General features: G+C 74.8%; 21 protein-coding genes. 13 read left to right on the plus strand and 8 right to left on the minus strand.

From position 1 onward, the window contains the following. The first annotated feature begins 155 nt into the window (after positions 1–155). The 4 genes from K353_RS17370 (at position 156) to K353_RS17385 (ending at position 5,706) form a co-directional block, all read left to right on the plus strand. Entirely contained in the window at positions 156–1,673 is a 1,518-nt protein-coding gene (locus K353_RS17370; protein ID WP_111554519.1) for a catalase, read from the plus strand. Between the two features lie 677 nt (positions 1,674–2,350). Beyond that, positions 2,351–3,322 carry an alpha/beta hydrolase gene (locus K353_RS17375; RefSeq protein ID WP_111554520.1) on the plus strand — a complete coding sequence of 324 codons (972 nt, stop codon included), beginning with the start codon at positions 2,351–2,353 and terminating at the stop codon, positions 3,320–3,322. A gap of 177 nt (positions 3,323–3,499) precedes the next feature. Next, a complete protein-coding gene (locus K353_RS17380; protein WP_111554521.1) occupies positions 3,500–4,729 on the plus strand; it encodes an amidohydrolase family protein in 1,230 nt (409 codons plus the stop codon). Positions 4,730–5,301: 572 nt separating this feature from the next. Beyond that, positions 5,302–5,706, plus strand: a complete 405-nt coding sequence (locus tag K353_RS17385) for a hypothetical protein (protein WP_111554522.1) — start codon at positions 5,302–5,304, stop codon at positions 5,704–5,706. Positions 5,707–5,846: 140 nt separating this feature from the next. On the opposite strand, the gene K353_RS17390 is transcribed toward K353_RS17385, so the two are convergent. Both K353_RS17390 and K353_RS17395 read right to left on the minus strand, forming a co-directional pair. Beyond that, positions 5,847–6,038 (minus strand): antitoxin, encoded by a 192-nt coding sequence (locus tag K353_RS17390; RefSeq protein ID WP_111554523.1) that lies wholly within the window; start codon positions 6,036–6,038, stop codon positions 5,847–5,849. A 146-nt stretch (positions 6,039–6,184) separates the two neighbouring features. Then, positions 6,185–6,760: a hypothetical protein gene (locus K353_RS17395; RefSeq protein WP_111554524.1), complete on the minus strand. Its 576-nt coding sequence runs from the start codon at positions 6,758–6,760 to the stop codon at positions 6,185–6,187. A 949-nt stretch (positions 6,761–7,709) separates the two neighbouring features. On the opposite strand from K353_RS17395, the gene K353_RS17405 reads away from it, so the two are divergent. The 6 genes from K353_RS17405 (at position 7,710) to K353_RS17430 (ending at position 13,575) form a co-directional block, all read left to right on the plus strand. After that, entirely contained in the window at positions 7,710–8,759 is a 1,050-nt protein-coding gene (locus K353_RS17405; protein ID WP_199528144.1) for an acyl-CoA dehydrogenase family protein, read from the plus strand. Beyond that, positions 8,756–9,568, plus strand: a complete 813-nt coding sequence (locus K353_RS17410; RefSeq protein WP_111554525.1) for a PIG-L deacetylase family protein — start codon at positions 8,756–8,758, stop codon at positions 9,566–9,568. The genes K353_RS17405 and K353_RS17410 overlap by 4 nt, the downstream gene beginning before the upstream one ends. Then, entirely contained in the window at positions 9,565–10,230 is a 666-nt protein-coding gene (locus K353_RS17415; RefSeq protein ID WP_111554526.1) for an SAM-dependent methyltransferase, read from the plus strand. The genes K353_RS17410 and K353_RS17415 overlap by 4 nt, the downstream gene beginning before the upstream one ends. Then, the gene (locus K353_RS17420; protein ID WP_111554527.1) at positions 10,227–10,943 is read left to right on the plus strand and encodes a glycosyltransferase family 2 protein; all 717 of its coding nucleotides are present in this window, start codon (positions 10,227–10,229) and stop codon (positions 10,941–10,943) included. Before K353_RS17415 ends, K353_RS17420 begins: the two co-directional genes overlap by 4 nt. Before the next feature lie 139 nt (positions 10,944–11,082). After that, the gene (locus tag K353_RS17425) at positions 11,083–11,619 is read left to right on the plus strand and encodes a ferritin-like domain-containing protein (protein ID WP_111554528.1); all 537 of its coding nucleotides are present in this window, start codon (positions 11,083–11,085) and stop codon (positions 11,617–11,619) included. A gap of 159 nt (positions 11,620–11,778) precedes the next feature. Next, positions 11,779–13,575 carry an acyl-CoA dehydrogenase gene (locus K353_RS17430; protein WP_111554529.1) on the plus strand — a complete coding sequence of 599 codons (1,797 nt, stop codon included), beginning with the start codon at positions 11,779–11,781 and terminating at the stop codon, positions 13,573–13,575. Between the two features lie 22 nt (positions 13,576–13,597). Here K353_RS17430 and K353_RS17435 read toward each other — a convergent pair whose 3' ends face one another. Beyond that, positions 13,598–14,779, minus strand: coding sequence for a spore photoproduct lyase family protein (locus K353_RS17435; RefSeq protein ID WP_111554530.1), 1,182 nt, complete (start codon positions 14,777–14,779; stop codon positions 13,598–13,600). A gap of 55 nt (positions 14,780–14,834) precedes the next feature. After that, positions 14,835–15,887: a phosphatidylinositol-specific phospholipase C domain-containing protein gene (locus K353_RS17440; RefSeq protein WP_111554531.1), complete on the minus strand. Its 1,053-nt coding sequence runs from the start codon at positions 15,885–15,887 to the stop codon at positions 14,835–14,837. A 245-nt stretch (positions 15,888–16,132) separates the two neighbouring features. On the opposite strand from K353_RS17440, the gene K353_RS17445 reads away from it, so the two are divergent. Both K353_RS17445 and ppk2 read left to right on the plus strand, forming a co-directional pair. Continuing rightward, positions 16,133–16,480: a PRC-barrel domain-containing protein gene (locus K353_RS17445; RefSeq protein WP_111554532.1), complete on the plus strand. Its 348-nt coding sequence runs from the start codon at positions 16,133–16,135 to the stop codon at positions 16,478–16,480. A 91-nt stretch (positions 16,481–16,571) separates the two neighbouring features. Next, positions 16,572–17,543 carry a polyphosphate kinase 2 gene (gene ppk2 / locus K353_RS17450; protein WP_111554533.1) on the plus strand — a complete coding sequence of 324 codons (972 nt, stop codon included), beginning with the start codon at positions 16,572–16,574 and terminating at the stop codon, positions 17,541–17,543. A 101-nt stretch (positions 17,544–17,644) separates the two neighbouring features. Here ppk2 and K353_RS17455 read toward each other — a convergent pair whose 3' ends face one another. The 4 genes from K353_RS17455 to K353_RS17470 form a co-directional block, all read right to left on the minus strand. Further along, the gene (locus K353_RS17455; protein WP_111554534.1) at positions 17,645–19,276 is read right to left on the minus strand and encodes an SDR family oxidoreductase; all 1,632 of its coding nucleotides are present in this window, start codon (positions 19,274–19,276) and stop codon (positions 17,645–17,647) included. 181 nt (positions 19,277–19,457) lie between these two features. Continuing rightward, positions 19,458–20,387: an SDR family oxidoreductase gene (locus K353_RS17460; protein WP_111554535.1), complete on the minus strand. Its 930-nt coding sequence runs from the start codon at positions 20,385–20,387 to the stop codon at positions 19,458–19,460. 191 nt (positions 20,388–20,578) lie between these two features. Next, the gene (locus K353_RS17465) at positions 20,579–20,953 is read right to left on the minus strand and encodes an ATP-binding protein (RefSeq protein ID WP_146616493.1); all 375 of its coding nucleotides are present in this window, start codon (positions 20,951–20,953) and stop codon (positions 20,579–20,581) included. A gap of 419 nt (positions 20,954–21,372) precedes the next feature. Continuing rightward, positions 21,373–21,741, minus strand: coding sequence for a VOC family protein (locus K353_RS17470; protein WP_111554537.1), 369 nt, complete (start codon positions 21,739–21,741; stop codon positions 21,373–21,375). A 217-nt stretch (positions 21,742–21,958) separates the two neighbouring features. Here K353_RS17470 and K353_RS17475 point away from each other — a divergent pair, with 217 nt between their 5' ends. Further along, a complete protein-coding gene (locus K353_RS17475; protein ID WP_100834351.1) occupies positions 21,959–22,165 on the plus strand; it encodes a hypothetical protein in 207 nt (68 codons plus the stop codon). Positions 22,166–22,253: the final 88 nt, after the last annotated feature.

Consider the following 22,253-nt stretch of genomic DNA (forward strand, 5'->3'; position numbering starts at 1 on the left):
CCCCGTACGCACCACGTCTCCGAGGCGGCCCGTTGTTTCGCGTGTTTCCTTGGGGACAGACGCATTCACGCCGCACCGGGGCGCACTCAGCGCGCCGCGCGGCTCCGAGGGGTGGTTCTCGCCGCCCCGCCGCACTGCCTTGGGAGGCGGACCTCTTGACCGACGTCCCCGCGACCACCACCGATTCGGGTGCACCCGCCGAGAGCGACGAGCACTCGCTGACGGCCGGGCCCGGCGGCCCGGTGCTGCTGCAGGATGCCTACCTGATCGAGCAGATGGCCCAGTTCAACCGCGAGCGGATCCCGGAGCGCCAGCCGCACGCGAAGGGCAGCGGCGCTTTCGGCCACTTCGAAGTGACGGCCGACGTGAGCGCCTACACGAAGGCGGCCGTTTTCCAGCCCGGGACCCGAACGGAGGTCCTCGCCCGGTTCTCGACCGTGGCCGGGGAGCGCGGTAGCCCGGACACCTGGCGCGACCCCCGTGGCTTCGCCCTGAAGTTCTACACCTCGCAGGGCAACTACGACATGGTCGGCAACAACACCCCCGTGTTCTTCGTCAAGGACCCCCTGAAGTTCCAGCACTTCATCCGCTCGCAGAAGCGCCGGGCGGACAACAACCTGCGCGACCACGACATGCAGTGGGACTTCTGGACGCTCTCGCCGGAGTCGGCGCACCAGGTGGCCTGGTTGATGGGTGACCGCGGCATTCCGCGGTCCTGGCGGCACATGAACGGCTACAGCTCCCACACGTACCTGTGGATCAGTGAGAGCGGCCGCCGTTCCTGGGTGAAGTACCACTTCAAGACCGACCAGGGCATCGAGTTCTTCACCCAGGACGAGGCCGACCAGATGGCCGCCGTGGACACGGACTACCACACCCGTGACCTGTTCGAACACATCCGCGACGGGCAGTACCCGAGCTGGACCCTGCACGTCCAGGTGATGCCGTTCGAGGACGCGCAGGACTACCGGTTCAACCCGTTCGACCTGACCAAGGTGTGGCCGCACAGCGACTACCCGCTCATCGAGGTCGGCCGGCTGACCCTGGACCGCAACCCCGTGGACCACCACGCCCAGATCGAACAGGCGGCGTTCCAGCCCAACAACCTGGTCCCCGGCATCGGCCCGAGCCCCGACCGGATGCTCCTGGCCCGGCTGTTCGCCTACGCCGACTCGCACCGGTACCGGATCGGCACCAACTACCAGCAGCTGCCGGTCAACGCGCCCGCCGTACCGGTGCACAGCTACTCCAAGGACGGGGCGATGGCGTTCCGGTCCACCACGGATCCGGTGTACGCGCCCAACTCGAAGGGCGGCCCGGCCGCCGACACGGCCCGCTTCGGCACCCCGCCGAGCTGGGAGGTGAGCGGCGAGATCACGCGCAGCGCCTACGTGGACCACCCCGAGGACGACGACTGGGGCCAGGCGGGCACGATGGTGCGCGAGGTCCTGGACGACCAGGCCCGGACCAGGCTGGTCGACAACGTCGTCGGCCACCTGCTCAACGGGGTCAGCGACCCCGTCCTGGAGCGGGCCTTCGACTACTGGGCGCACATCGACGCCGACCTGGGCCGCCGGATCCGGGAGGGCGTGCGGGCCAAGGCCGGCGAGAAGGACCCGAAGGCGGAGAAGCAGGCGAATCCGGCCCGCGAGTCCATGCAGCACAAGGCTTGATCCACCGTGCCCGCCGCCGGGGCCCGGGCAGGCGGCGGCCGGGACGGCCGCGTGTCCGGCCCCTGCCCGGGGTCCTCGGCCGGGGAGTGGGGTCGACGCACTCGGCGAGGTGACCGTGGACGGTCCGGGTGCCGGTGATCCGGCGCCTGCCCGCCGACGGGCGGACGGCCGTCGGCCTCGGACACCCGGCAGCGAGCCCGGCGGTGCGCGCCGCCGTCGGGGCGATGCGGGCGCGCTGACCGCGCGTGCCGTCACCGCCCCGGCGGCGGCGCGGTCATGGGTCGCCCGGAGCGGGCCCGAGCGGGTACCACCCCCTGCCCCACGGGCACCGCACCGGCGGCCCGGCCCCGCCCACCGCGTGCCCTCGGCCACCGCCCGCCGGGGAGCCGGGAGTTCGACGGTCCGACCCGCCAGGTGCCGACGCGGGACACCGGTCAGCGCCCGCCGGCCGGGGACGGCACGTTCACCGTGATCGCCACGGCGAGGAGCACTACGCCCCCGCCCCGGACGGCGCATCACCTCGCAGTCGCGCGCCGCCCCTTCAGGGCGTGACCGGGCCGGCAGGCACCCCCTCCACCCAACAGGTGCTTTCTGCGCATTCGTTCTAGTTTGTTACGTGGCGCGGTTCCCCGTGCCCGGGCATTCACGTGCTTGTCACCGTTCCTTATGGAGTTGACATGACGCAGCTTCCCCCGCCGATCACCCCCTTCCTGGAGCCGGCCGCCAAGGAGCTGGCCGAGGCCACCGCCCCGCACCCGCGGATCTACGAGGTGCCGCCGCCCGAGGGCCGGGACATCCTGCTCGGCCTCCAGAGCGGCGAGGGCGTCGAGCGCCCGGCCGTGGACGAGGAGTGGGTGAGCGTCGACGCGGGCGAGTGGGGTCCCGTACGCGTGCGGATCATCAAGCCCAAGGGGGCCGGCGGCCCGCTGCCCGTGGTCTTCTACATCCACGGCGCGGGCTGGGTCTTCGGCGACGACAAGACCCACGACCGGCTGTTCCGCGAACTGGCGGTCGGCGCGGGCGCGGCCGGCGTCTTCCCGGTCTACGACCGGGCGCCGGAGGCGAAGTACCCGACCCAGGTCGAGCAGAACTACGCGGTCGGCCTCTGGCTGAAGGAGCACGGCGCCGAACACGGCCTGGACGCCTCCCGCGTCGCCGTCACCGGCGAATCGGTCGGCGGCTGCATGTCCGCGGTCTTCGCGAACATGAACAAGGAGCGCGGCGGCCTGGACCTCAAGGCCCAGGTCCTGCTCTACCCGGTCACCAACGCGGACTTCGAGACCCCGTCCTACCAGCAGTTCGCCGAGGGCTACTACCTCACCCGCGACGGCATGATCTGGTTCTGGGACCAGTACTCCGACCCGGACCAGCGCAAGGAACCGCACGCCTCCCCGCTGCAGACCCCGCTCGAGGACCTGCGCGGCCTGCCCACCACCCTGGTCATCACCGACGAGGCCGACGTGCTGCGCGACGAGGGCGAGCAGTACGCCGGCAAGCTCCGCGAGGCCGGCGTCGACGTCACCGCCGTCCGCGTCGCCGGCATGGTCCACGACTTCCTCCTCCTGGACAGCCTGCGCGACACCCGCGCCGCCAACGTCGCCCGCCACCTCGCCGTCGACGCCCTCAAGAAGGCCCTGCACGACGGCTGACCACCGCGCCGCACCCGCCCTGTCCGGACGCGGCTCCCGCAGCTCCTCCGGTGACCGGGGCGGCGGCGCGGGGCCGCGCCCCCGTCGGAGACCGGCTCGCCCCCGCGGGCACGCCGCTGCCCACCAGCACGCACAGTCACGGTGACGAGTGCAGTGCGTCGACGAAGGAGGCGGAGCATGACCACGCTCCTGAGGGGTGCAACCGTCTGGGACGGCGTGTCGGACGCTCCGGGCGGACGGCGTGACGTCCTGGTCGTCGGGGACCGGATCTCCGCCGTCGAGGACGGCATCCGTCCGCCGGACGGCGCCGAGGTGGTGGAGCTGGCCGGTCACACGCTGCTGCCGGGGTTCATCGACTGCCACACGCACGTCACCCTCACGCCGGCCCTCGTACCGGCGCTGCTCGCCTCCCCGGTGGCCGTCGCCCTGGAGGCGCTGCCGGTGCTGCGTACCCTGCTGATGAACGGCTTCACCACCGTCCGCGACCTGATGACTGCGGACAACGGCTACAACACGCTCGACCTGCGCGACGCCGTCGCCGCGGGGCTGGTCGTCGGCCCGCGGATGTTCGTGGCACCGCACATGATCTCCGCGCGTGGCGGTCACGGCGACTTCAGCGCGGCGGTCGCCGACCAGTACCAGGGCCACGGGCGGCCGCTGGAACTCGCCTGTGCCGACGGCCCGGACGAAATCCGCACCCGGGTGCGCGCCGAGGTCCGGGCGGGTGCGGACTGGATCAAGTTCGCGGCGACGGGCGGCTTCTCCAGCCCGTCCGACGACCCGTCCCAGGTCACCTACGGCCAGGAGGAGATGGACACCCTGGTCGCCACCGCCCGCGACCTGGGCCGTCCCGCCACCCCGCACTGCTACGGCGACGAGGGCGTCCGCCGCGCCGTCCTGGCCGGGGTGCGCAGCATCGACCACGGCAACCTGGCCAGCGCGGCGACGCTGCGGCTCATGGCGGAACGCGGCGTGTTCCTGGTGCCCACCCAGTACACCGTGCTGACCAGCGCCCGGCTGGTCGACGACGACGCCCACTGGGCGGGCAAGCCCCCGCACAAGCGGAGCAAGTTCCGGCGCTACCGGCAGGCACTGCTCGACGCCGCGGCGGCCGTCGCCGCGAGCGACGTGAAGATCGCGTTCGGCACGGACGCGGGCATGTTCCCGCACGGCGAGAACTGGCGGGAGTTCCCCACCATGGTCTCCACCGGCATCACCCCGGCCCGGGCGCTCAGGGCGGCCACCAGCGTCGCGGCCGAGCTCCTCGGCCGCGACGACCTCGGCGTCCTCGCCCCCGGCAGAACCGCCGACGTCGTCGCCGTCCCCGGAGACCCGTTCGAGGACATCACCCTCACCGGCAGGGTCGACTTCGTCATGAAGGCGGGCACGGTCCACCGGCGCCCGTGAACGCGCCGTCCACCGGGCACGGCGCTCGCGGGCGTCCTGCTTGATCGGAACGCCTCGATCGGGACGCCTCGATCGGGACGTCTTGACCGGGACGCCTCGATCGGGACGCCTCGATCGGGACGTCTTGATCGGGACGTCTTGACCAGGACGTCCCCGTGCGCCGGTCGCGCGGTGCCGTCACCCTCGGTGTCCTGGCCGCCGCCACTCTCCGGCCGGGTGCTCGGCGGCATCGTCGCCCCGTCCCGGCGCCGCGCCCCGCCCTCCGGACCGGGCGCCGTCCCGGTCCCAGGCCGTTCCGACGCGCTTCCGCCAGGTTGCCGGTGGCCGGCCCCGCAGCGGAGGGGAGCTGCGACCACCCACCGTGATCACGCCATAGTGGCGGCCCCGGACGGCACCTCCCGATCCGACCGGCAGGCGACTTCACCTGTGCCTCAGCCGTACCGGGACCACGACCGGCCACTCCTGCGGATGGCCGAATGCCGCCTGTCGGGAAGTGGTCCAGTCCAATGCGGGTAGCAGGGCTGCCAACGCCGGATGGATCTTCCGTCCCGGTCCGAATCATGGGAGGCACGATGAAGCGAATCCTGCGCAAGGCCGTCCTGCCCGTCACCGCCGCCACCGCCCTGGCGGTGCTGCCCGCCACCGCGGCCCTCGCCGCGCCCACCGCGACGGCGCAGCCGTGCGTGCAGAAGATCAACGTGGTCAACAACGGCGCGTACGTGCTGTCCTGGCAGGCCAGCACCCGCACCGGGCGACTGTCCGCCGCCACCGAGAACTACCCGGTGAACCAGAGCCGCACCATCGACCTCACCAGCGCCGGCTTCCCCGAGGGCGCCGAGGTGCGCCCGCTGGTGAAGGTCGTCGCCGGGACCCAGGCGTTCGGCAACCTGTACGTGTCCTACTGCGCCAACGGCCAGAGCGCCACGTACACCGCCACCGGCACCACCCTGAGCCCCAGCGTCACCCTGCTCGGCTGACCCCTCCGCTTCCTGCTCACCGGTGGGGCGGGCGCGCACCCCGAACGGGTGCGCGCCCGCGCGGGGGTCGCGGTGAAACGGCGGCGGCCGGAACCCGATCGGGGGGTTCCGGCGCGGCGCATGCCGTTCGGGAGTTCCTGCTACTGCGGCGGGTCGTTCTGCGCGCCCCCGTCGCCCAGCTGGTCCCTGAGCTTGTCCTGGGCCGTGTCCACGTGGCCGCTGTACTTGCCCTGGGTCTTCTCGTCGGCGAAGTCCCCCGCCTTGTCGATCCCCCGCGAAGCCTGGTCCTCGTGACCCTTGAGCATGGCCTTCAGCTTGTCCATGACCGACATCTCAGCACTCCTCAAAGCCGGTTCGTCAACAGTGGCTCCCAGGATCACTCCCCACGGCCCGAACCGCACCCGGAGGCTCGCCCGAACGCGGAGATCGTCCGGTGCCGACGTACCGCCGGCGGCGGGCTCGGGGGCCGGGACCGGGATCAGGTGAGGACGAAGGTGGAGGTGCCCGCGATGCTGGTCAGGCCGGTCGGGCTCTGGCAGGCGGTGAGGTTGAGGGCGGGTTCGACGACGGTGAGGACGCCGGTGTCGCCGGTGAAGAGGCCGGAGGTGATGTGGCCGTTCAGGGTGATGACGGTCTGTCCGTTGACGATGCTGACGGTGCGGGTGAAGGACAGGGTGCTGGTGGCTCCGGTGTTCCAGGTGAAGTTCTGGGTGCCGGTGCTGGTGTTGAGCAGGTCCTGGCAGGAGTAGGGGGCGACGACCGTCCCGCTGCTGCGGCCGCTGGTGATCTCGGGGTGGCTCAGGGAGGCGCAGACGCCGAGCCTGAGGTCGTAGGTGATGGTGACGGTCCGGGAGGTGGTGGTCAGGCCGGGGTTGAAGGAGACGGTCTGGTTTCCGGCGGGGCACAGCAGGTCGCCGACCGCGGCCGACGAGGAACCGGCCCACGCACCGGGCACGAGGAGCGAGAGGAGGCTCAGCAGGACGGTGCACAGCACCCGCACCCGGACGGCGGCGCGCGGGTGGGAAGCGGGGTGCGGGGAGAGCGGAAGGGGCATGGGGGACCTCCGGGGGAAGGTGGTGGGGCGGTCACCGCCGAACCTGGTTCGGGCGGTGCGGGGGTGGGCTCCGGCGTCGTGCTCGCGCGGCATGGGAGCGGGGCGGCAGGCGACGCGGAAGGACGGGGCGCGGGTCGGGTCCACGGGAACGGCCACTGCCCGGCGGGAGTGCAAGGGTCCTGCCGCTGCACGCACCGTGGCAAGTCCCGGGCGGTGCGGACGGGACGGCCGTGGCGCGAGACGACGCATGAGGCGGGAACAGGTCGTGCGGGACGGCGCGCGGAACCCGCCCGCACTCCCCCGCCGTGGGTGCCGCGAGTGCCGGGACCGTGCCGGGGGCGCAGGCGCGGCCCGGGGCGGTGCCCCGTGGGGAATCCCGGTCGAGGAGCACGGGCTACCCGGCGTCGCCGCCGTCCTGGCCGGCACCGGCCACGAGGGCGCCGGCCGCGAACTCAGCGGGGACACCGCGTGGAGTTCGGCCGAACTCGCCGCAGACGTCTCCCGGCAGTCCGGCACGAGCGGGACGTCGACGCATGCGGGTACGACCGAGCGCCTGATGGTGGGCCAGGAGGGGGCCGTCCCGGTCGAGAGGGCCCGTCGGCGCGTTGGCGGCGTCCAGGAGGATCGGGCCGTCGAGCGGACGGACTCCACCTGCGGGTGGGCGCCTCCGCGCCCCAGCCGCGGGGTCCGTCGGGGCCGGTCCACAACGCCGCGGGCGGTGTCAGCGTCCGGGGGCGGGGAGCGGCGACGGCGCGCGGTCGGGGTGCGGGCGTCCGGGGTGGGGGGCAGAGTCGGGGGCGATGCCGGGCGGCCGTCGAATCGTCCGGTGCGATGGTGAGGAGTTCAACGTGTTCGCTGGTCCGTCCTTCCGGCCTTCCACCCTGCCGCCCTGGCCCGTCCGGGTGCCGCGGCAGCAGGGCCCGCACCCGTCCGACCGGGCCGGCAGTCCGTGAGCACCACCGTGCCCGGCCGCGCCCCGGACGGGTCCGCCGGGGAGGTCCGCGCCGCGGCGGGTCACCGCCGGACGGTCGCCGAGGCGTTCACCCGGATGGCGGCCGACGGGGAGTTGGACCTTCCGCTGCCCGGTGCCGGGCGGACCGCGGAGCGCTGGGCGGCGCTGACCCGGTGGGCGCAGCGGGACCTGTCCCTGGCCCGGCTCGGCGAGGGCCATGCGGACGCCGTCGCGATCCTCGCCGAACTCGGCGTCCGGAGTTCGGAGTTCGCGCCGGACGGCGGGGCGGGGCCGCGCTGGGGGGTGTGGGCGGCCGAGCCGCCGGGGTACCGGCTGGAGGCGCGCCGCGGTCCGGACGGCTGGCGGCTGTCCGGGGTGAAGCCGTTCTGCTCGGGGGCCCGGGTGTGCACCCACGCGCTGGTGACCGCCCGCGACGGGGAGCGGCGGCGGCTGTTCGCCGTCGAGGTGGCGCAGCCGGGCCTCGTCCCGCTGCCGGACAGCTGGCCCGGGCCGGGCATGGCGGGCAGCGACACGCTGGACGTGGTGCTGGAGGACGTCCGGGCCGTGCCGGTCGGTGAGCCGGGCGCGTACCTGGAGCGCCCCGGTTTCCACCACGGCGGGATCGGCGTCGCCGCCTGCTGGCACGGCGGGGCCCGCGCGGTCGCCCGCACGCTGCTGGCGGCCGCGCGCGCGTGGGACCCGGGCCCGCACGCGCTGGCCCATCTCGGTGCCGTCGACGCGCACCTCGCCACCGTCGACGCCCTGCTGGAGGGCGCGGCCGCCGCCGTCGACGCCGACCCGCTCGACGCGGCCGGCACCGCGCGCCGCCGCACGATGCGGGTGCGGGCCGCCGTCGAGCACGCCGCCGGGGACGTGCTGGCCAGGGTCGGCCGGTCGCTGGGCGCCGCCCCGCTGGGCCACGACGCCGTGCACGCGCGGGCCGTCGCCGACCTGACCGTCTACCTGCGCCAGCACCACGCGGAGCGCGATCTGGCCGGCCTGGGCGCGGCGGCCCGCGACGCCCGCCTGGAGTGGGAGGACGGATGACGGGCCGTCCGGTTCCGACGGCGGCTGCCGGCCCCGGGCGGCGGGCCGCGGCCGACCCGATCCAGGCGCCCGGGACGCCGGAGCGGGACTGGCGGGCGTGGGCGCCGCTGCACCGCCTCCCCGCCGTCGACCCGCTCGCCTGCCTGCCCGCCCGCCCGGACGGCCCGCCCGTGGTCCTGGTCGTGGCGGCGCACCCCGACGACGAGGTCCTCGGCTTCGGCGGCACGATCGCCGTCCTCGCCGCGGCCGGTGTCCGGGTGCGCCTGGTGTCCGTCACCGACGGCGAGGCGTCCCATCCGCACAGCACCGCGGCCGCGGCCCGTGACCTGGCAGCCGTGCGCGCCCGGGAACTGCGCCGGGCGACACGCGCGTTGGGGGCCGACGTGCCGGCGGTGCGGCTGGGGCTGCCCGACAGCGGCGTGGCCCGCCACGAGCTGGCGCTGGCCGCCGAGCTGACCGGGCTGCTCGCGGACTGCGACCTGTGCGTGGCGCCGTTCGGCGCGGACCTGCACCCGGACCACGAGGCCGCGGGGCGCGCGGCGCTGGCGGCCGGGGCCGCGCGGGGGGTGCCGGTGTGGGAGTACCCGGTGTGGGCGTGGCACTGGGCGGCGCCGGGCGATCCGCGGCTGCCCTGGAGCCGGGCGGCGCGCATCGCGCTGCCCCCGGCCGCCCGGGCCCGCAAGCACGCGGCGCTGCGGTGCTTCCGCAGCCAGATCGAGCCGCTCGGCGACGGACCGGGCGACGCGGCGATCCTGCCCCCGGACGAACTCGCCCACTTCGAGCGCGACTTCGAGGTGGTCTGGCGATGACCACACCCCCTGGCCCCGCGGGAGGGCGCCCGACCGGCGCCGCCACCCCCGCCGCCTACTTCGCCGGCATGTACGCCGAGCAGGACGACCCCTGGCGGCTGGCCGAGCGCTGGTACGAGCGGCGGAAGTACGCCCTGACCCTCGCGGCGCTCCCCGAGCCGCGCTACCGCAGCGCGTTCGAGCCGGGCTGCTCGGTCGGCGTGCTGTCCGCGCTGCTGGCCGGACGCTGCGACGCCCTGCTCGCGTGCGACCGGGAGGAGCGCGCCGTGGCCCGGGCCCGGGCCCGCCTCGCGCGGGCGCCGCACGTGCGGGTGGAGCAGCGCCGGCTGCCGGACGACTGGCCCGACGGCGCCTTCGACCTCGTCGTGCTGTCCGAGCTGCTGTACTACTTCACCGCCGCCGGCGCCGCGGACGTCCTGGAGCGGGCCGTGCACGCGTTGGAGCCGGGCGGCACGCTCCTGCTGGTCCACTGGCGCCACCCCGTCCCGGACCACGCGCGCAGCGCCGAGGCCGTCCACGGACAGGCCCGCGCCCACCCGGGCCTGGTGCGGATCGCCGCGCACGCCGAACCGGACTTCCTGCTGGACGTCTTCGTCCGCCCGGACCGGCCCGGCACCCCGGCCGCCGACCTGTCCGTCGCCGCCGCCGAGGGCCTGACGTGATCCGCGCGGTGGCCGTCGTCGTCCCCGCCCGCGACGAGGAGGAACTGCTCGGCAGCTGCCTGACCGCACTGCACCGGGCGCTGCGCCACCCCCGGGTACGGGCGCTGCCGCACCGGGTGGTCGTGGTGGCGGACGCCTGCACGGACGGCACCGCGGAGGTGGCCCGCCGGTACGGCGCGCAGGTGCTGGAGCTGACGGCCGGCAACGTCGGGGCGGCCCGCGCGGCGGGCAGCGAGCGGGCCGTGGACCTCGCCCTCGCCACCGGGTCCGCCCTCGCCCCGGCCGGAGTGTGGCTGGCCCACACCGACGCGGACTCCCGGGTGCCGTCCGCGTGGCTCGCCCGCCAGCTCGACCACGCGGCCCTCGGCTGGCACGCGGTCGTCGGCACCGTCCGCGTCACGGACTGGACCGGCCACCGGCAGGCCACCGCCGGGGCCTTCCGGCGGCACTACCGGCACCCGGCGGGCGCCGGGGGCCACCGCCACGTCCACGGGGCCAACCTCGCCGTCCGCGCCGACGCCTACCGCGCGGTCGGCGGTTTCGCGCCCCTGGCCGTCGGCGAGGACCGCGCCCTGGTCGCGGCCCTGGAGGCCGCCGGCCACCGCGTCAGACGGATCCCCGACACCCCCGTCACCACCTCCGCCCGGCGCGACCCCCGCGCCCCCGGCGGCTTCGGCGACTTCCTGCGCGGCCTCGACTCCCTCACCCGCTGACGCGCCCCGCCCCGACCGGGCGTCCGCGGGCTCGTACTGGTGCAGACCGGTGGTGTCGCGGGCCCGTCCGTGTCGCCGCCGCCGGCTGCGGGAATCGCTGGGAGAACCGTTCTCACCCCCCACCACCTGGGAGTACCGCATGGCTGGCGACGATTTCGTCATCGACGTGACCCGCATCCGGGACGAAGCCCGGCAGAAGATGTCCGACGGCGCCCTGACGGCCACCTACGGTCTGGACGCCGAGAAGGTGATCGCCGTCCTGAACGACGTGGTCGCCACCGAGGTGGTGTGCTGGCTGCGCTACACCCGGCACGCGATCTCGGCCACCGGCATCGATCGCGCGCAGGTCGCGGCCGAGTTCACCGAACACGCCGCCGAGGAGATGCAGCACGCCCTGCGCGCCGCCGAACGGATCTCCCAGCTCGGCGGCGAGCCCGACTTCGACCCGGCCACCCTCGTCCAGCGCGCCCACACCGACTACACCACTCCCGGCGAGACGGACCTCAAGAAGATGCTGGAGGACAACCTGCTCGCCGAGCGCATCGTCATCTCCACCTACCAGGAGATCGCCCGCTGGCTCGGCGAGCACGACCCCACCACCCGCCGGCTCATCGAATCCATCCTCGAGGAGGAGGAAGAGCACGCCGACGACCTCACCGACCTCCTCGCGGCCTGACCGCGTTCCGGAGCCGCCCGCCCCGGGCGGGGGCGGGCGGCTCCGGAGCACCCGCGCGGTCGCGGACGGTGACCTGTCGGCCCCGCCCGCGACCGCGCGCGGGCACGGCGGAGAATGGGGCCTGCCCGCAGACCGGCTGCCCGATTGGACGCACCCGCCATGGCCTCCCTCCTGCTGTCCCGCCGCGACCTGGACTTCCTGCTGCACGACTGGCTGGACGTCACCGCCCTGACCGCGCGCGAGCGCTACGCCGAGCACGACCGGGACACGATCGACGCGGTGCTCGACCTCAGCGCGCGGATCGCGGCCGAGCACTTCGCCCCGCACAACAAGGAGAACGACGCCCGGGAACCGACCTTCGACGGCGAGCGGGTGCACATCATCCCGGAGGTCGGGCGGGCGCTGCGGGTCTTCGCCGAGTCCGGCCTGGTCGGTGCGGCGATGGACCACGCGGTGGGCGGGCAGCAGCTGCCGCAGGTGGTCGCCCACGCCTGCACGGCCTGGTTCCAGGCGGCCAACGTCGGCACCGCGGCCTACCCGTTCCTGACGGTGGCCAACGCCAACCTGCTGCTGGCCCACGGCAGCGCGGAGCAGGTCGACACCTACGTGCGGCCCATGGTCGAGGGCCGCTTCTTCGGCACCATGTGCCTCTCCGAGCCGCAGGCGGGCTCCTCGCTGACGGACATCACCACCCGGGCGGTGCCGCAGCCCGACGGCACCTACCGGGTCACCGGCACCAAGATGTGGATCTCCGGCGGCGACCACGACCTGAGCGAGAACATCGTCCACCTGGTGCTCGCCAAGATCCCCGGCGGCCCGGCGGGCGTGAAGGGCATCTCGCTCTTCGTCGTCCCCAAGTACCTGGTGGCGCCGGACGGTTCACCGGGCGAGCGCAACGACGTGGTCCTGGCGGGCCTGAACCACAAGATGGGCTACCGGGGCACGGCCAACACGCTCCTCAACTTCGGCGAGGGACGGCACACCCCGGCGGGCGCGCCGGGCGCGGTCGGCTTCCTGGTCGGCGAGCCGCACCACGGGCTGGCGTACATGTTCCACATGATGAACGAGGCCCGGATCGGCGTCGGCCTGGGCGCCGCCGCGCTCGGCTACACCGGCTACCTGCACGCCCTCGACTACGCCCGCACCCGCACCCAGGGGCGCCCGCCCGGCGCCAAGGACCCGGCCGCCCCGCAGGTGCCGATCATCGAGCACGCCGACGTCAGGCGGATGCTGCTGGCCCAGAAGAGCTACGTCGAGGGCGGCCTCGCGCTGAGCCTGTACTGCAGCCGCCTGCTGGACGAGGAGCGCACCGCCGGGCAGCGGGCCGAGCGCGCCCGGGCCCGGCTGCTGCTCGACGTGCTGACCCCGATCGCCAAGAGCTGGCCCTCGCAGTGGTGCCTGGCCGCCAACGACCTCGCCATCCAGGTCCACGGCGGCTACGGGTACACCCGCGAGTACGACGTCGAGCAGTTCTACCGCGACAACCGGCTCAACGCCATCCACGAGGGCACCCACGGCATCCAGGGCCTCGACCTGCTCGGCCGCAAGGTCGTCATGGACGGCGGGGCGGGCCTGCGGCTGCTGCTGGAGACCATCGGCGCCACCGTCCGCCGCGCCGCGGACACCGGCGGCGAAGCCGCCGTCCTGGCCGCCGGGTTGGCCGTCGCCGCCACCCGGGTCGAGCGCACCACGGCCGCCCTGTGGGCGGGCGGCGACCCGGACACCGCGCTGACCAACGCCTCCCTCTACCTGGAGGCGGTCGGGCACGTGGTGGTCGCCTGGATCTGGCTGGAGCAGTTCCTCGCCCTCCCCGACGGCGGGGACGCCTTCCACCAGGGCAAGCGGCAGGCCGCCCGCTACTTCTTCCGCGTCGAACTCCCCCGCACCGAACCGCAGTTCGACCTGCTGACCGGCCTGGACCGGACGGCGGCCGACACCCGCCCCGACTGGTTCTGAGCGTCCGGGCCGTGCGCGGCGCTCAGAAGGCGTAGCGGACCCGCAGCCAGGGGGCGCGGGCGCCGATCAGCCCGCGCAGCGTTTCGAGGGCGGCGGCCTTGGCGCCGGTGCGGTAGCGCACGTTCCAGCTGCCGTTCTCGGAGCGTTTCGGCTCCTGGAGGTCCGGGCGCCACAGCACCTCCTCCGCGCGGGGGTGCCAGCCGAGGTTGACCTCGTGCAGGTCCCGGTTGTGGGTGAGCATGATGACCTCCGCGGCGGCCTGGTCCTTGACCCGCTGCGGGAGCGTGTCGTCCATGGCCCGCAGCAGTTCGCCCCAGTCCCGTTCCCAGCCCGGGCGGATGACCACCGGGGAGAGGTTGAAGTGCACTTCGTAGCCGGCGTCGAGGAAGTCGGCGGCGGCCGCGAGGCGTTCGGGGACCGGGCTGGTGCGGATGTCGAGGTGCCTGGAGTCGTCGGGCGGCATGACGGAGAAGCGGATGCGGGTGCGGCCCTGCGGGTCGAGTCGCAGCAGGTCGGGGTTGACGAACTTGGTGGCGAAGGAGGCCTTGGCGGTGGGCAGGCGGCGGAAGGCCCGGACCAGGTCGGCGGTGCCGTCGCCGATCAGGTCGTCGACCGAGCAGTCGCCGTTCTCCCCGATGTCGTAGACCCAGGCCCGCTCGTCGCACTGGTTGGGCTCGCGCTTGGGGCCGGTGGCCGCGACGTGCCGTTCCAGGGCGGCCAGGACGCGCTCGGTGTTGGTGAAGACGGTGATCGGGTTGGCGAAGCCCTTGCGGCGCGGGACGTAGCAGTAGGCGCAGGCCATGGCGCAGCCGTTGGAGAGGCCGGGGGCGATCCAGTCGGCCGACCGCCCGTTGGGGCGGATGCCGAAGGACTTGCGCTCGCCGAGGACCAGGGTGCCGCGCTTGGTCCGCACCCAGCGCTCCACGTTGCCCGCGTTGCCGTGCAGGTCGGGGATGCGCCAGTGGGAGGCGGTCTCGACGATCCGGGCGCCGGGGAAGCGGGCGATGATCTGCCGGCCCCGCCAGGACCGCGCGGCGGCGGGTTCGGCGTGGATCTCGGTGATGTCGAGCAGCCTGCGCGCCTGCTCCCCGTCGCGGAACGGCCGCTCGGGGGATTCGCCGGGCGGCGCGGCGGCGGCGATGAGCTCGTCCAGGTCGAACAGGCCCTCGGCCCCGTCTCCCGGCCCTCCGGGACGCTGTCGCATGTCACCAGTGTACGGAGGAGGGCCGGGACCGCGGGGACGAAACCCCGGCGGGGTGTCAGCCGCGCGGCAGGACCATGGACTGCACCTCGGGCAGGTGGCGCCAGTCGGAGGAGACCAGGGTGGCGTGGGCTCCGGCGAGTTGGACCACGCGGGCGCGGGCCTGGTCCGCGGTCGGGTCGGTGGCGCTGATCGCGGGGGCGACGTTCTGCGCGTCGGTCATGCTGAGCAGGTAGTGGCGGGTGTCGTACCAGGAGGTGTCGACGCCGTTCAGGTAGGCGGCGGCGTCGCCGTCGAAGACCACGAACCAGGGGCGGATGTTCGCCTCCGGGTACCCGGTGCGCGGGTCGCCGGCGGCGGCGCCGTGGACGGCGGGGAAGACCCGGGCGTCGCCGATCCGGCCGGCCGCGGCCAGGTCGCGCAGGTGGCGGGCGTACTCGGTGTCGGTGTGCAGGGTGTCGAAGGGGTTGCCCTCCTCCACGGTGCCGGGGATGACGTAGACCAGCGCGCGGCCGGCCAGGCTCGACCGGCCGGGCCAGTTGCCGGCCCGGGCGGCGTCGTCCAGGGTCGGGTAGCTTCCCCCGCCGGGCTTGGCCAGCAGGTCGGCCGGGCGGAAGGCGGCGCTGCCCAGGTGGGCGGCGATCAGCGCGTCGAGCTGGGCGGGGCCCATGCCGCTGTTGGCCGCGAAGCCGCCCTTGAGCTCCAGTTTGACCGTGACCGGGCCCGCGGTGGGGTGCGCGGCCAGCCAGACCCGGACGTCGTCCAGGCAGCTCTCCAGGTTCTTGTTGACGCCGCCGGTGTACAGCTGCGCCGGGGAGGAGGCGTTGACGCAGTTGTTGGAGTTGCCCAGCGGGTTGGAGTGGCTGACCTTCCACTCCTTGGTGACGGTGTCGGTCCAGGCGTCCAGCTCGATCATCGAGGTGCCGGTGTCCAGCGCCTGGGCCAGGAATCCGAAGGCGGCCGGGTCGTAGGTGTTGTGGATGCCCACGGAGCTGGTGGAGGCGAACGGCAGTTCGGCGGGGGTGGCGGCGCCGGCGGCGGCGCCGAGCTGGGTGGTGGCCGTGAGGGCCGCGGTGAGGGCGGCTGCGGCGACGGTGCGGCGGAGGTTCATTCGGTCCCCTGGTCAGTCGGGCGGGCGGCGCGGACGGTCAGGCGTTCGACGGTCAGGCGGTGAGGCGGTCAGCCAGCAGCGTGGGCCCCCCAAATGACTTTCTCGTGACATGACAACGAACTGCCACGGAAGCTGACGCGGCGTCAAGCCCTTGCGCGGAAAAGGGGCGGATGCGTCCTCGGAACGCGGGTAACGGAGTCGGTGAAACCGCACGTCGAGAACAGTCGAGAACAGGGGAGACCACCGTGGCCAGAGGGATCTGGGATTACGAGAGCGCCGAGGGGTACGCCTCGGGCGACGATCTGACGGGATACCGGGTGGAGGCCGCGGACGGCCGGATCGGCAAGGTCGACAAGCACAGCGAGGACGTCGGCTACGCCTACCTCGTGGTGGACACCGGGCCGTGGATCTTCGGGCGCACGGTGCTCGTCCCCGCGGGCACCGTCAACCGGGTCGACCACGACGACAGGTCGGTGTGGCTGGACCGGACCATGGAGGAGATCCGGAACTCGCCCGAGTTCGATCCCGACGCCCACGCCGACGGCTCCGACTACCACCAGGCCCTCGGCGCCTACTACCTGGGAACCGCCTGATCGCCGCGCCGCCCCGTCCGACCGGACGGGGCGGCCGTCCCGGAACCGGGACGGAACGGAACCACCCGACCGAAGGGAGCAGGAGCCCGCCGTGGACGAGCGAGAAGAGCGGCGCACCGGGGCCAAGGACCTGCTGGCGGGTCTGAGCGTCGATCACCAGCGGCCGGAGCAGCCGGTGCTGCTGGACGCGGCCGGCGCGCCCATACAGACCTGGCAGGAGAACCACCCCTACGACCGCAAGATGGGCCGCGGCGAGTACGAGCGGACCAAACGCATCCTGCAGATCGAGCTGCTGAAGCTCCAGCGCTGGGTGAAGGCCACCGGGACGCGGCTGGTCGTCGTCTGCGAGGGCCGGGACGCGGCGGGCAAGGGCGGCGCGATCCGGCGCTTCACCGAGCGTCTCAACCCGCGCGGCGCCCGGATCGTCGCCCTCGACAAGCCGACCGACCGGGAGGCCGGGCAGTGGTACTTCCAGCGGTACGTCGCCGAGTTGCCGACCGCCGGTGAGATCGTCTTCTTCGACCGCTCCTGGTACAACCGGGCCGGGGTCGAGCGGGTGATGGGGTTCTGCTCGCCGGAGGAGTACGAGCGGTTCCTGCGGCAGTGCCCCGCCTTCGAGGACATGCTGGTGGCCGACGGGGTCGTGCTGGTGAAGTTCTGGTTCTCGGTCTCTCGTTCCGAGCAGCGCACCCGCTTCGCGATCCGCCGGATCGACCCGGTGCGCCAGTGGAAGCTCTCCCCCACCGACCTGGCCTCCCTGGACCTGTGGGACGCCTACACGAGCGCCAAGGTCGGCATGTTCCGGGCCACCGACACCCGCTCCGCTCCCTGGACGGTCGTCAAGGGCAACGACAAGCGGCGGGCCCGGGTGGAGGCGATCCGCAGCCTGCTGGACCGGATCGACTACGACAGCAAGGACCGCGACGCGGTGGGGCGGCCCGACCCGCTGATCGTGGGGGCCGCGAACACGCTGCTGGAGGCCGGCGAGGAGGACACCGCCCTGTCGCCCACGCCGTTGGCCGGGCCGCCGCACCGCCCGGGCCGCCACCCCGGGCGGGACTGAGCCCCGCGCCCCGCGCCGCGGTCAGTCCGGGTCCGGGGCCGCGGTAGCTCCCGGACCCGGACCCGGACCGTGGCCGGACCGGGCCCGGGATCGCGCCGAGGTCAGTCCCGGTCCCGGGCCGCGCCGGCCCTGGGCCGCGCGCCCGGGTCGGCGGACTCCGACGGCCCGTGCGGGTCGTGGCGGCCCAGGCGCTCGGCCGCGCGGGTGATGTTGCGGGCCATCCCGCCGAAGACGAAGGCGTGGAAGGGAGACACGCTCCACCAGTAGGCCTGGCCAGCGAGGCCGCGCGGGTGGAAGAGCGCGCGCTGGAGGTAGACCGTGCGCCCCTGCCGGTCCCGGCCGACGCGCAGTTCCAGCCAGGCGAGCCCCGGCAGCAGCATCTCGGCGCGCAGCCGCAGGAGTTCCCCGCGGTCGACGGCCTCCACGCGCCAGAAGTCCACGGCGTCGCCGAGCCGCAGCCGGGTGGCGTCGCGCCGGCCCCGGCGCAGCCCCACGCCCCCCACCAGGCGGTCCAGCCAGCCTCGGACGGCCCAGCCGAGCCCGAAGGAGTACCAGCCGTTCTCGCCGCCGATGCCCTCGATGACCTGCCACAGCTCCTCGGGGCCGGCCTCGGTCCGCCGGGCCCGGCGGTCGATGTACAGGCTGCCGCCCGCCCAGTCGGGGTCGGTGGGCAGCGGGTCGCTGGGCGCGTCGGGCAGGGCCGCGGACGACCAGCGGGTGGCGACCTGCGCCTCCTTGACCTGCTGCAGGGCCAGGCGCAGCGCCTCGTCGAAGTCCAGCGGGGACTCCGCGGTGTCGGGGATGTGGTCGGCGATGTCGTGCTCGGTGCAGACCACCTCGTGGCGCAGCGACTCCGCCAGCGGGCGGGCGATGCTGCGCGGGACGGGCGTCACGAGGCCGATCCAGTGGCTGGACAGCCCCGGTGACAGCATCGGCACGGAGACGATGAGGCGGTGCGGCAGTTCCGCCACCCGGGCGTAGCGCTGCATCATCGCGCGGTAGTCCATCACCTCGGGCCCGCCGATGTCGAAGGTGCGGGAGACGGAGGCCGGCAGCGTCGCGCTGCCCACCAGGTAGCGCAGGACGTCCGCGACCGCGATCGGCTGGATGCGGGTGCGCACCCAGCGCGGCGTCACCATGACCGGGAGGCGCTCGACGAGGTAGCGGAGCATCTCGAAGGACGCCGATCCGGAACCGATGACCGTCGCCGCCCGCAGCACCGCCGTGGGCACGCCCGAGTCGAGGAGGATGCGCCCGACCTCGGCCCGCGAGCGCAGGTGCGGCGACAGGTCGCTCTCGGGCACGTCCCTGGGGGTGAGCCCGCCGAGGTAGACCAGCCGGTCCAGCCGGGCGGCGCGGGCCGCGTCCGCGAAGGTGCGGGCGGCGCGGCGGTCGGTCTCCTCGAAGTCGTCGCCCCCGCGCATGGCGTGCACCAGGTAGTAGGCGACGTTCGCGCCGTCCAGGGCGCGGGCCACGGAGTCCGCGTCCAGGACGTCGCCGCGCACCACCTCCACCTCGTCGATCCAGGGGAAGTCGCGGAGCTTGTCCGGCGTGCGGACCAGGCAGCGCACCTGGTAGCCCGCCGACAGCAGCTCCGGGACGAGCCGGCCGCCGATGTACCCGCTGGCGCCGGTGACCAGGCAGAGCCCGGCGGGTGCGCCGTCCTCGGCCGGCCCGGGCGGGGCGGGGGCGCCGGGCTCTTCGGAGGGGTGTCCGTTGCTGTCGTGGGTCATGAGTCGCCTTCGCGGGTGGGAGCGTGCCGTGGGAACCGGCCCGGGGAGCGGCCGGCTGGAACTCCTCCTCTGCTACCCGCCGCGGGGACGGGCAAGACGGGGCCGGGCGGGTACCGCCCCGATTGGCCGAGGCCCGGCCGGGGCGGGGGCGCTGCGGGGTCCGGGCGGCGTCCCGTGGGCGCTACCCGGCGGGGGGCTGGTGCGACTCCCGGTAGGAGTTCCAGTCCGCGTGCCCGCCGGCGCCCAGGACTTCGCCCGCGGTGGCGAGCTCGCCGTCCGCCGCGGCCCGCAGCTCGCGGCGGGTGGTCCGGGCCACCAGGGCGGGGAAGACCGGGCGCAGCGGCTGGCACCAGCGCAGCCACGGCGGGGCGTAGATCTGCGGGGCGCGCTCGGTGATGCCCCGGGTGAGCCACCGGGCGACCTGCTGCGGGGAGTGGACGCGGCGGGCGGGCCGCGGCTGGTTGCGGCGCAGCGCCGCCAGGACCGGGTTGTCGTCGATGCCGTCGAGCATCTCGGTCCCGGTCCAGTGGAGGTAGGCGACGCCGACCCGGACGCCGTCGGGTTCGACCTCGCCGCGCAGGGCGAGCGCGAACGACTCGGCTCCCGCCTTCGACGCGCAGTAGGCGCTCATCATCGGGGCCGCGCCGAAGGCCGCCGTCGAGGCGATCTGGAGGAAGTAGCCCCGGGTGGAGAGGAGTTGGGGCAGGAAGGCGCGGGCGGTGTTGGCGGACCCGATGAGGTTGACGTCGATGACCCGCTGCCAGAGTTCGGCGCTGGTGCGGCCGAACGCCCCGCTCACGGCGATGCCGGCGTTGGCCACCACCACGCTGGCCGGTCCCAGCTCGGCCTCGACCCGGCGGGCGGCCCCGGCCAGGGCCGCCCGGTCGGTGACGTCGCACTCGACGCAGAGGGTCGGTCCGGGCAGGGTCGCGGCGGTCTCCCGGAGGGTCGCCTCCTCCCGCCCGGCGAGGGCCACCCGCATGCCGGCCGCGGACAGGCTCCGCGCGAGGTGCTCCCCGACGCCGCGGGCGGCCCCCGTGACGACGGCCACCCGCCCGCGCAGCGGGGACGCCCCGCCGCGGAGCCCGTCTCCGCCGGACGCAGTGCGCATCGCTCCTCCTCGCTCGCGGTCGGGGCACCGGACGGCCTCCGTGCGCCCCGCCCCACCCTCGGTCCGGCCGCCGGGCCCCGCAACCGCACCGCCGCCGCCGGGCCCGGCAGGACGGCGACCGACGGGACGACGACCGGCGGGCGGGCGCGGCACCCGGCGCGGTCCGGGGGCGCGGTCCGGGGGTGCGGTCCCTAGAGCGGGACGGTGACGCTCACCCGCTTGCCGCCCCCGGGCAGGGGGAGGACGTCCCCGGTCGCGGCGAGGAGCTGGACCAGTGCCCAGCCGCGCCCGCTCAGGCGGTAGGGGTCCCGCAGGGCGGCCGGGTCGGTCCGCGGTCGGCTGCCGACCGCGTCCTCGACGTCGATCCGCACGCACGTGCCGCCGCCCGGGCGGCCGTCGGTCCCCCCGGCAGCGGCGCCCGCCGGCGCGGTCTCGACGCCGACGGCGAAACCCACCACGCCCCCGGCGTGGCGCAGAGCGTTGGTGACGAGTTCGGAGGCCACCAGCAGCGCGTTCCGCCGCCCGGCGGGGGAGACGGCTCCCTCGGCGCCCAGCACGTCCGACACCGCCCGCCGCGCCTGCGCCGGCGTGCGCACCGGTGTCCGGGCGCACGCCGGCAGCCGGTCCCCGTCCCCGCCCGCACCACGGGTGGCGTGCGGGGAACGCCGGAGGCCGGGCAGGGCGTCCCCGGCGGCCGTGGGGGGAAGGTGGACGGTGAAGCGGCGGTGCGGCATGGCGTGGCCCCTGTTCGATCGGCTCTCGGCATCGGCGGTGGACCGTGTACACGGAACGTTCACCGATCCTTATGCCCCCGTCCCCGCCCGCCATCCCTCCTCGTTGTTCCCACGCGTTCCCGCAGCCCCTCCCCCGCCCCGCCGGGCGCTCCCGTCCCGCTGCGGTCCGGCCGGCCCGGCGGCGCCCGACGGAGGCCCGGGGGCGGCGCCGGCCCGGGGCTCGCGCGCCTCGTGGGCGGTGCCGGGCGGGGTCAGCCGTGCGCGGTGTCGATGACGCAGAAGCGGTTGCCGTCCGGGTCGGCGAGCACGACGAAGTCCGGGTCCGGCGGGTAGCTGTCCCAGTCGACCCGCTCAGCACCCAGCGCCATCAGCCGTTCCACCTCGGCGGCCTGTTCGGCGGCGTCGTCCGCGTAGAGGTCGAGGTGGATCCGCGGGTGTTCCTGGACCGGGCTGGCGCTGCGGTCCAGCGCCAGTTGCACCCCGCCCTCGCGCGGGGGCAGCAGCACCGCCCAGTCCTCGTCGAACTCCCCGCGCGGGACGTACCCGAGCGCCGCCGTCCAGAACGCCACCGCCCGCGGCACGTCCGCCACGCCCAGTACCACCGAACCCATCGTCAACATCCTTCCAGTGTGCCGGAATCCGGGCCGGAGCGGGACGGCGCCCGACGGAGCGGGACGGGCGCGGGGCCCCGTGCGCCGACGGGCGCGGGGCCTCCGCACCGCGGGCGGAGGCCCGTCCTGCGCGGTTGGGGATGCAGGAGGCCGTTCGTGCTCGTAGTGTCGAGAGAGGGGGCGCCACCCGACCGGATGGTGAAATCCAGACGAGGAGGCACATCTGATGCTTACTCAGTTCCGGACCGAAACGGCCCCGACGTCACGCAGCGCGACGTCGACCGAGGCCGCCGCGTTGGCGAGCCTGATGGTGGAGGACGAGGCCGTCGTGTCCGACGCGCCCACGTACTCGCCCGAGGCGCTGGGAGGCGGACTCCTGGTGCTGGGGCTGCTGCTGTCGCCGAAGCCCCCGAAGGAGAAGCCGACCCGGTAGTCGGGGAGGTCTGATCACCGGGCCGGCCCGCCTGCACGGGCCGGCCCGGCGCGCGCCCGCCGCGTACCCGCTACGTGGCCGCCGCGCA

The organism is Kitasatospora sp. SolWspMP-SS2h, assembly GCF_003259315.1.
GTDB lineage: Bacteria > Actinomycetota > Actinomycetes > Streptomycetales > Streptomycetaceae > Kitasatospora > Kitasatospora fiedleri.

Coding starts and splice junctions, on each gene's coding strand:
- K353_RS17410 (WP_111554525.1), top strand. CDS start 8,756: ATGACGGGCCGTCCGGTTCCGACGGCGGCTGCCGGCCCCGGGCGGCGG.
- K353_RS17395 (WP_111554524.1), bottom strand. CDS start 6,760: ATGCCCCTTCCGCTCTCCCCGCACCCCGCTTCCCACCCGCGCGCCGCC.
- K353_RS17435 (WP_111554530.1), bottom strand. CDS start 14,779: ATGCGACAGCGTCCCGGAGGGCCGGGAGACGGGGCCGAGGGCCTGTTC.
- K353_RS17415 (WP_111554526.1), top strand. CDS start 9,565: ATGACCACACCCCCTGGCCCCGCGGGAGGGCGCCCGACCGGCGCCGCC.
- K353_RS17460 (WP_111554535.1), bottom strand. CDS start 20,387: ATGCGCACTGCGTCCGGCGGAGACGGGCTCCGCGGCGGGGCGTCCCCG.
- K353_RS17455 (WP_111554534.1), bottom strand. CDS start 19,276: ATGACCCACGACAGCAACGGACACCCCTCCGAAGAGCCCGGCGCCCCC.
- K353_RS17385 (WP_111554522.1), top strand. CDS start 5,302: ATGAAGCGAATCCTGCGCAAGGCCGTCCTGCCCGTCACCGCCGCCACC.
- K353_RS17425 (WP_111554528.1), top strand. CDS start 11,083: ATGGCTGGCGACGATTTCGTCATCGACGTGACCCGCATCCGGGACGAA.
- K353_RS17380 (WP_111554521.1), top strand. CDS start 3,500: ATGACCACGCTCCTGAGGGGTGCAACCGTCTGGGACGGCGTGTCGGAC.
- K353_RS17430 (WP_111554529.1), top strand. CDS start 11,779: ATGGCCTCCCTCCTGCTGTCCCGCCGCGACCTGGACTTCCTGCTGCAC.
- K353_RS17440 (WP_111554531.1), bottom strand. CDS start 15,887: ATGAACCTCCGCCGCACCGTCGCCGCAGCCGCCCTCACCGCGGCCCTC.
- K353_RS17375 (WP_111554520.1), top strand. CDS start 2,351: ATGACGCAGCTTCCCCCGCCGATCACCCCCTTCCTGGAGCCGGCCGCC.
- K353_RS17390 (WP_111554523.1), bottom strand. CDS start 6,038: ATGTCGGTCATGGACAAGCTGAAGGCCATGCTCAAGGGTCACGAGGAC.
- K353_RS17470 (WP_111554537.1), bottom strand. CDS start 21,741: ATGTTGACGATGGGTTCGGTGGTACTGGGCGTGGCGGACGTGCCGCGG.
- K353_RS17475 (WP_100834351.1), top strand. CDS start 21,959: ATGCTTACTCAGTTCCGGACCGAAACGGCCCCGACGTCACGCAGCGCG.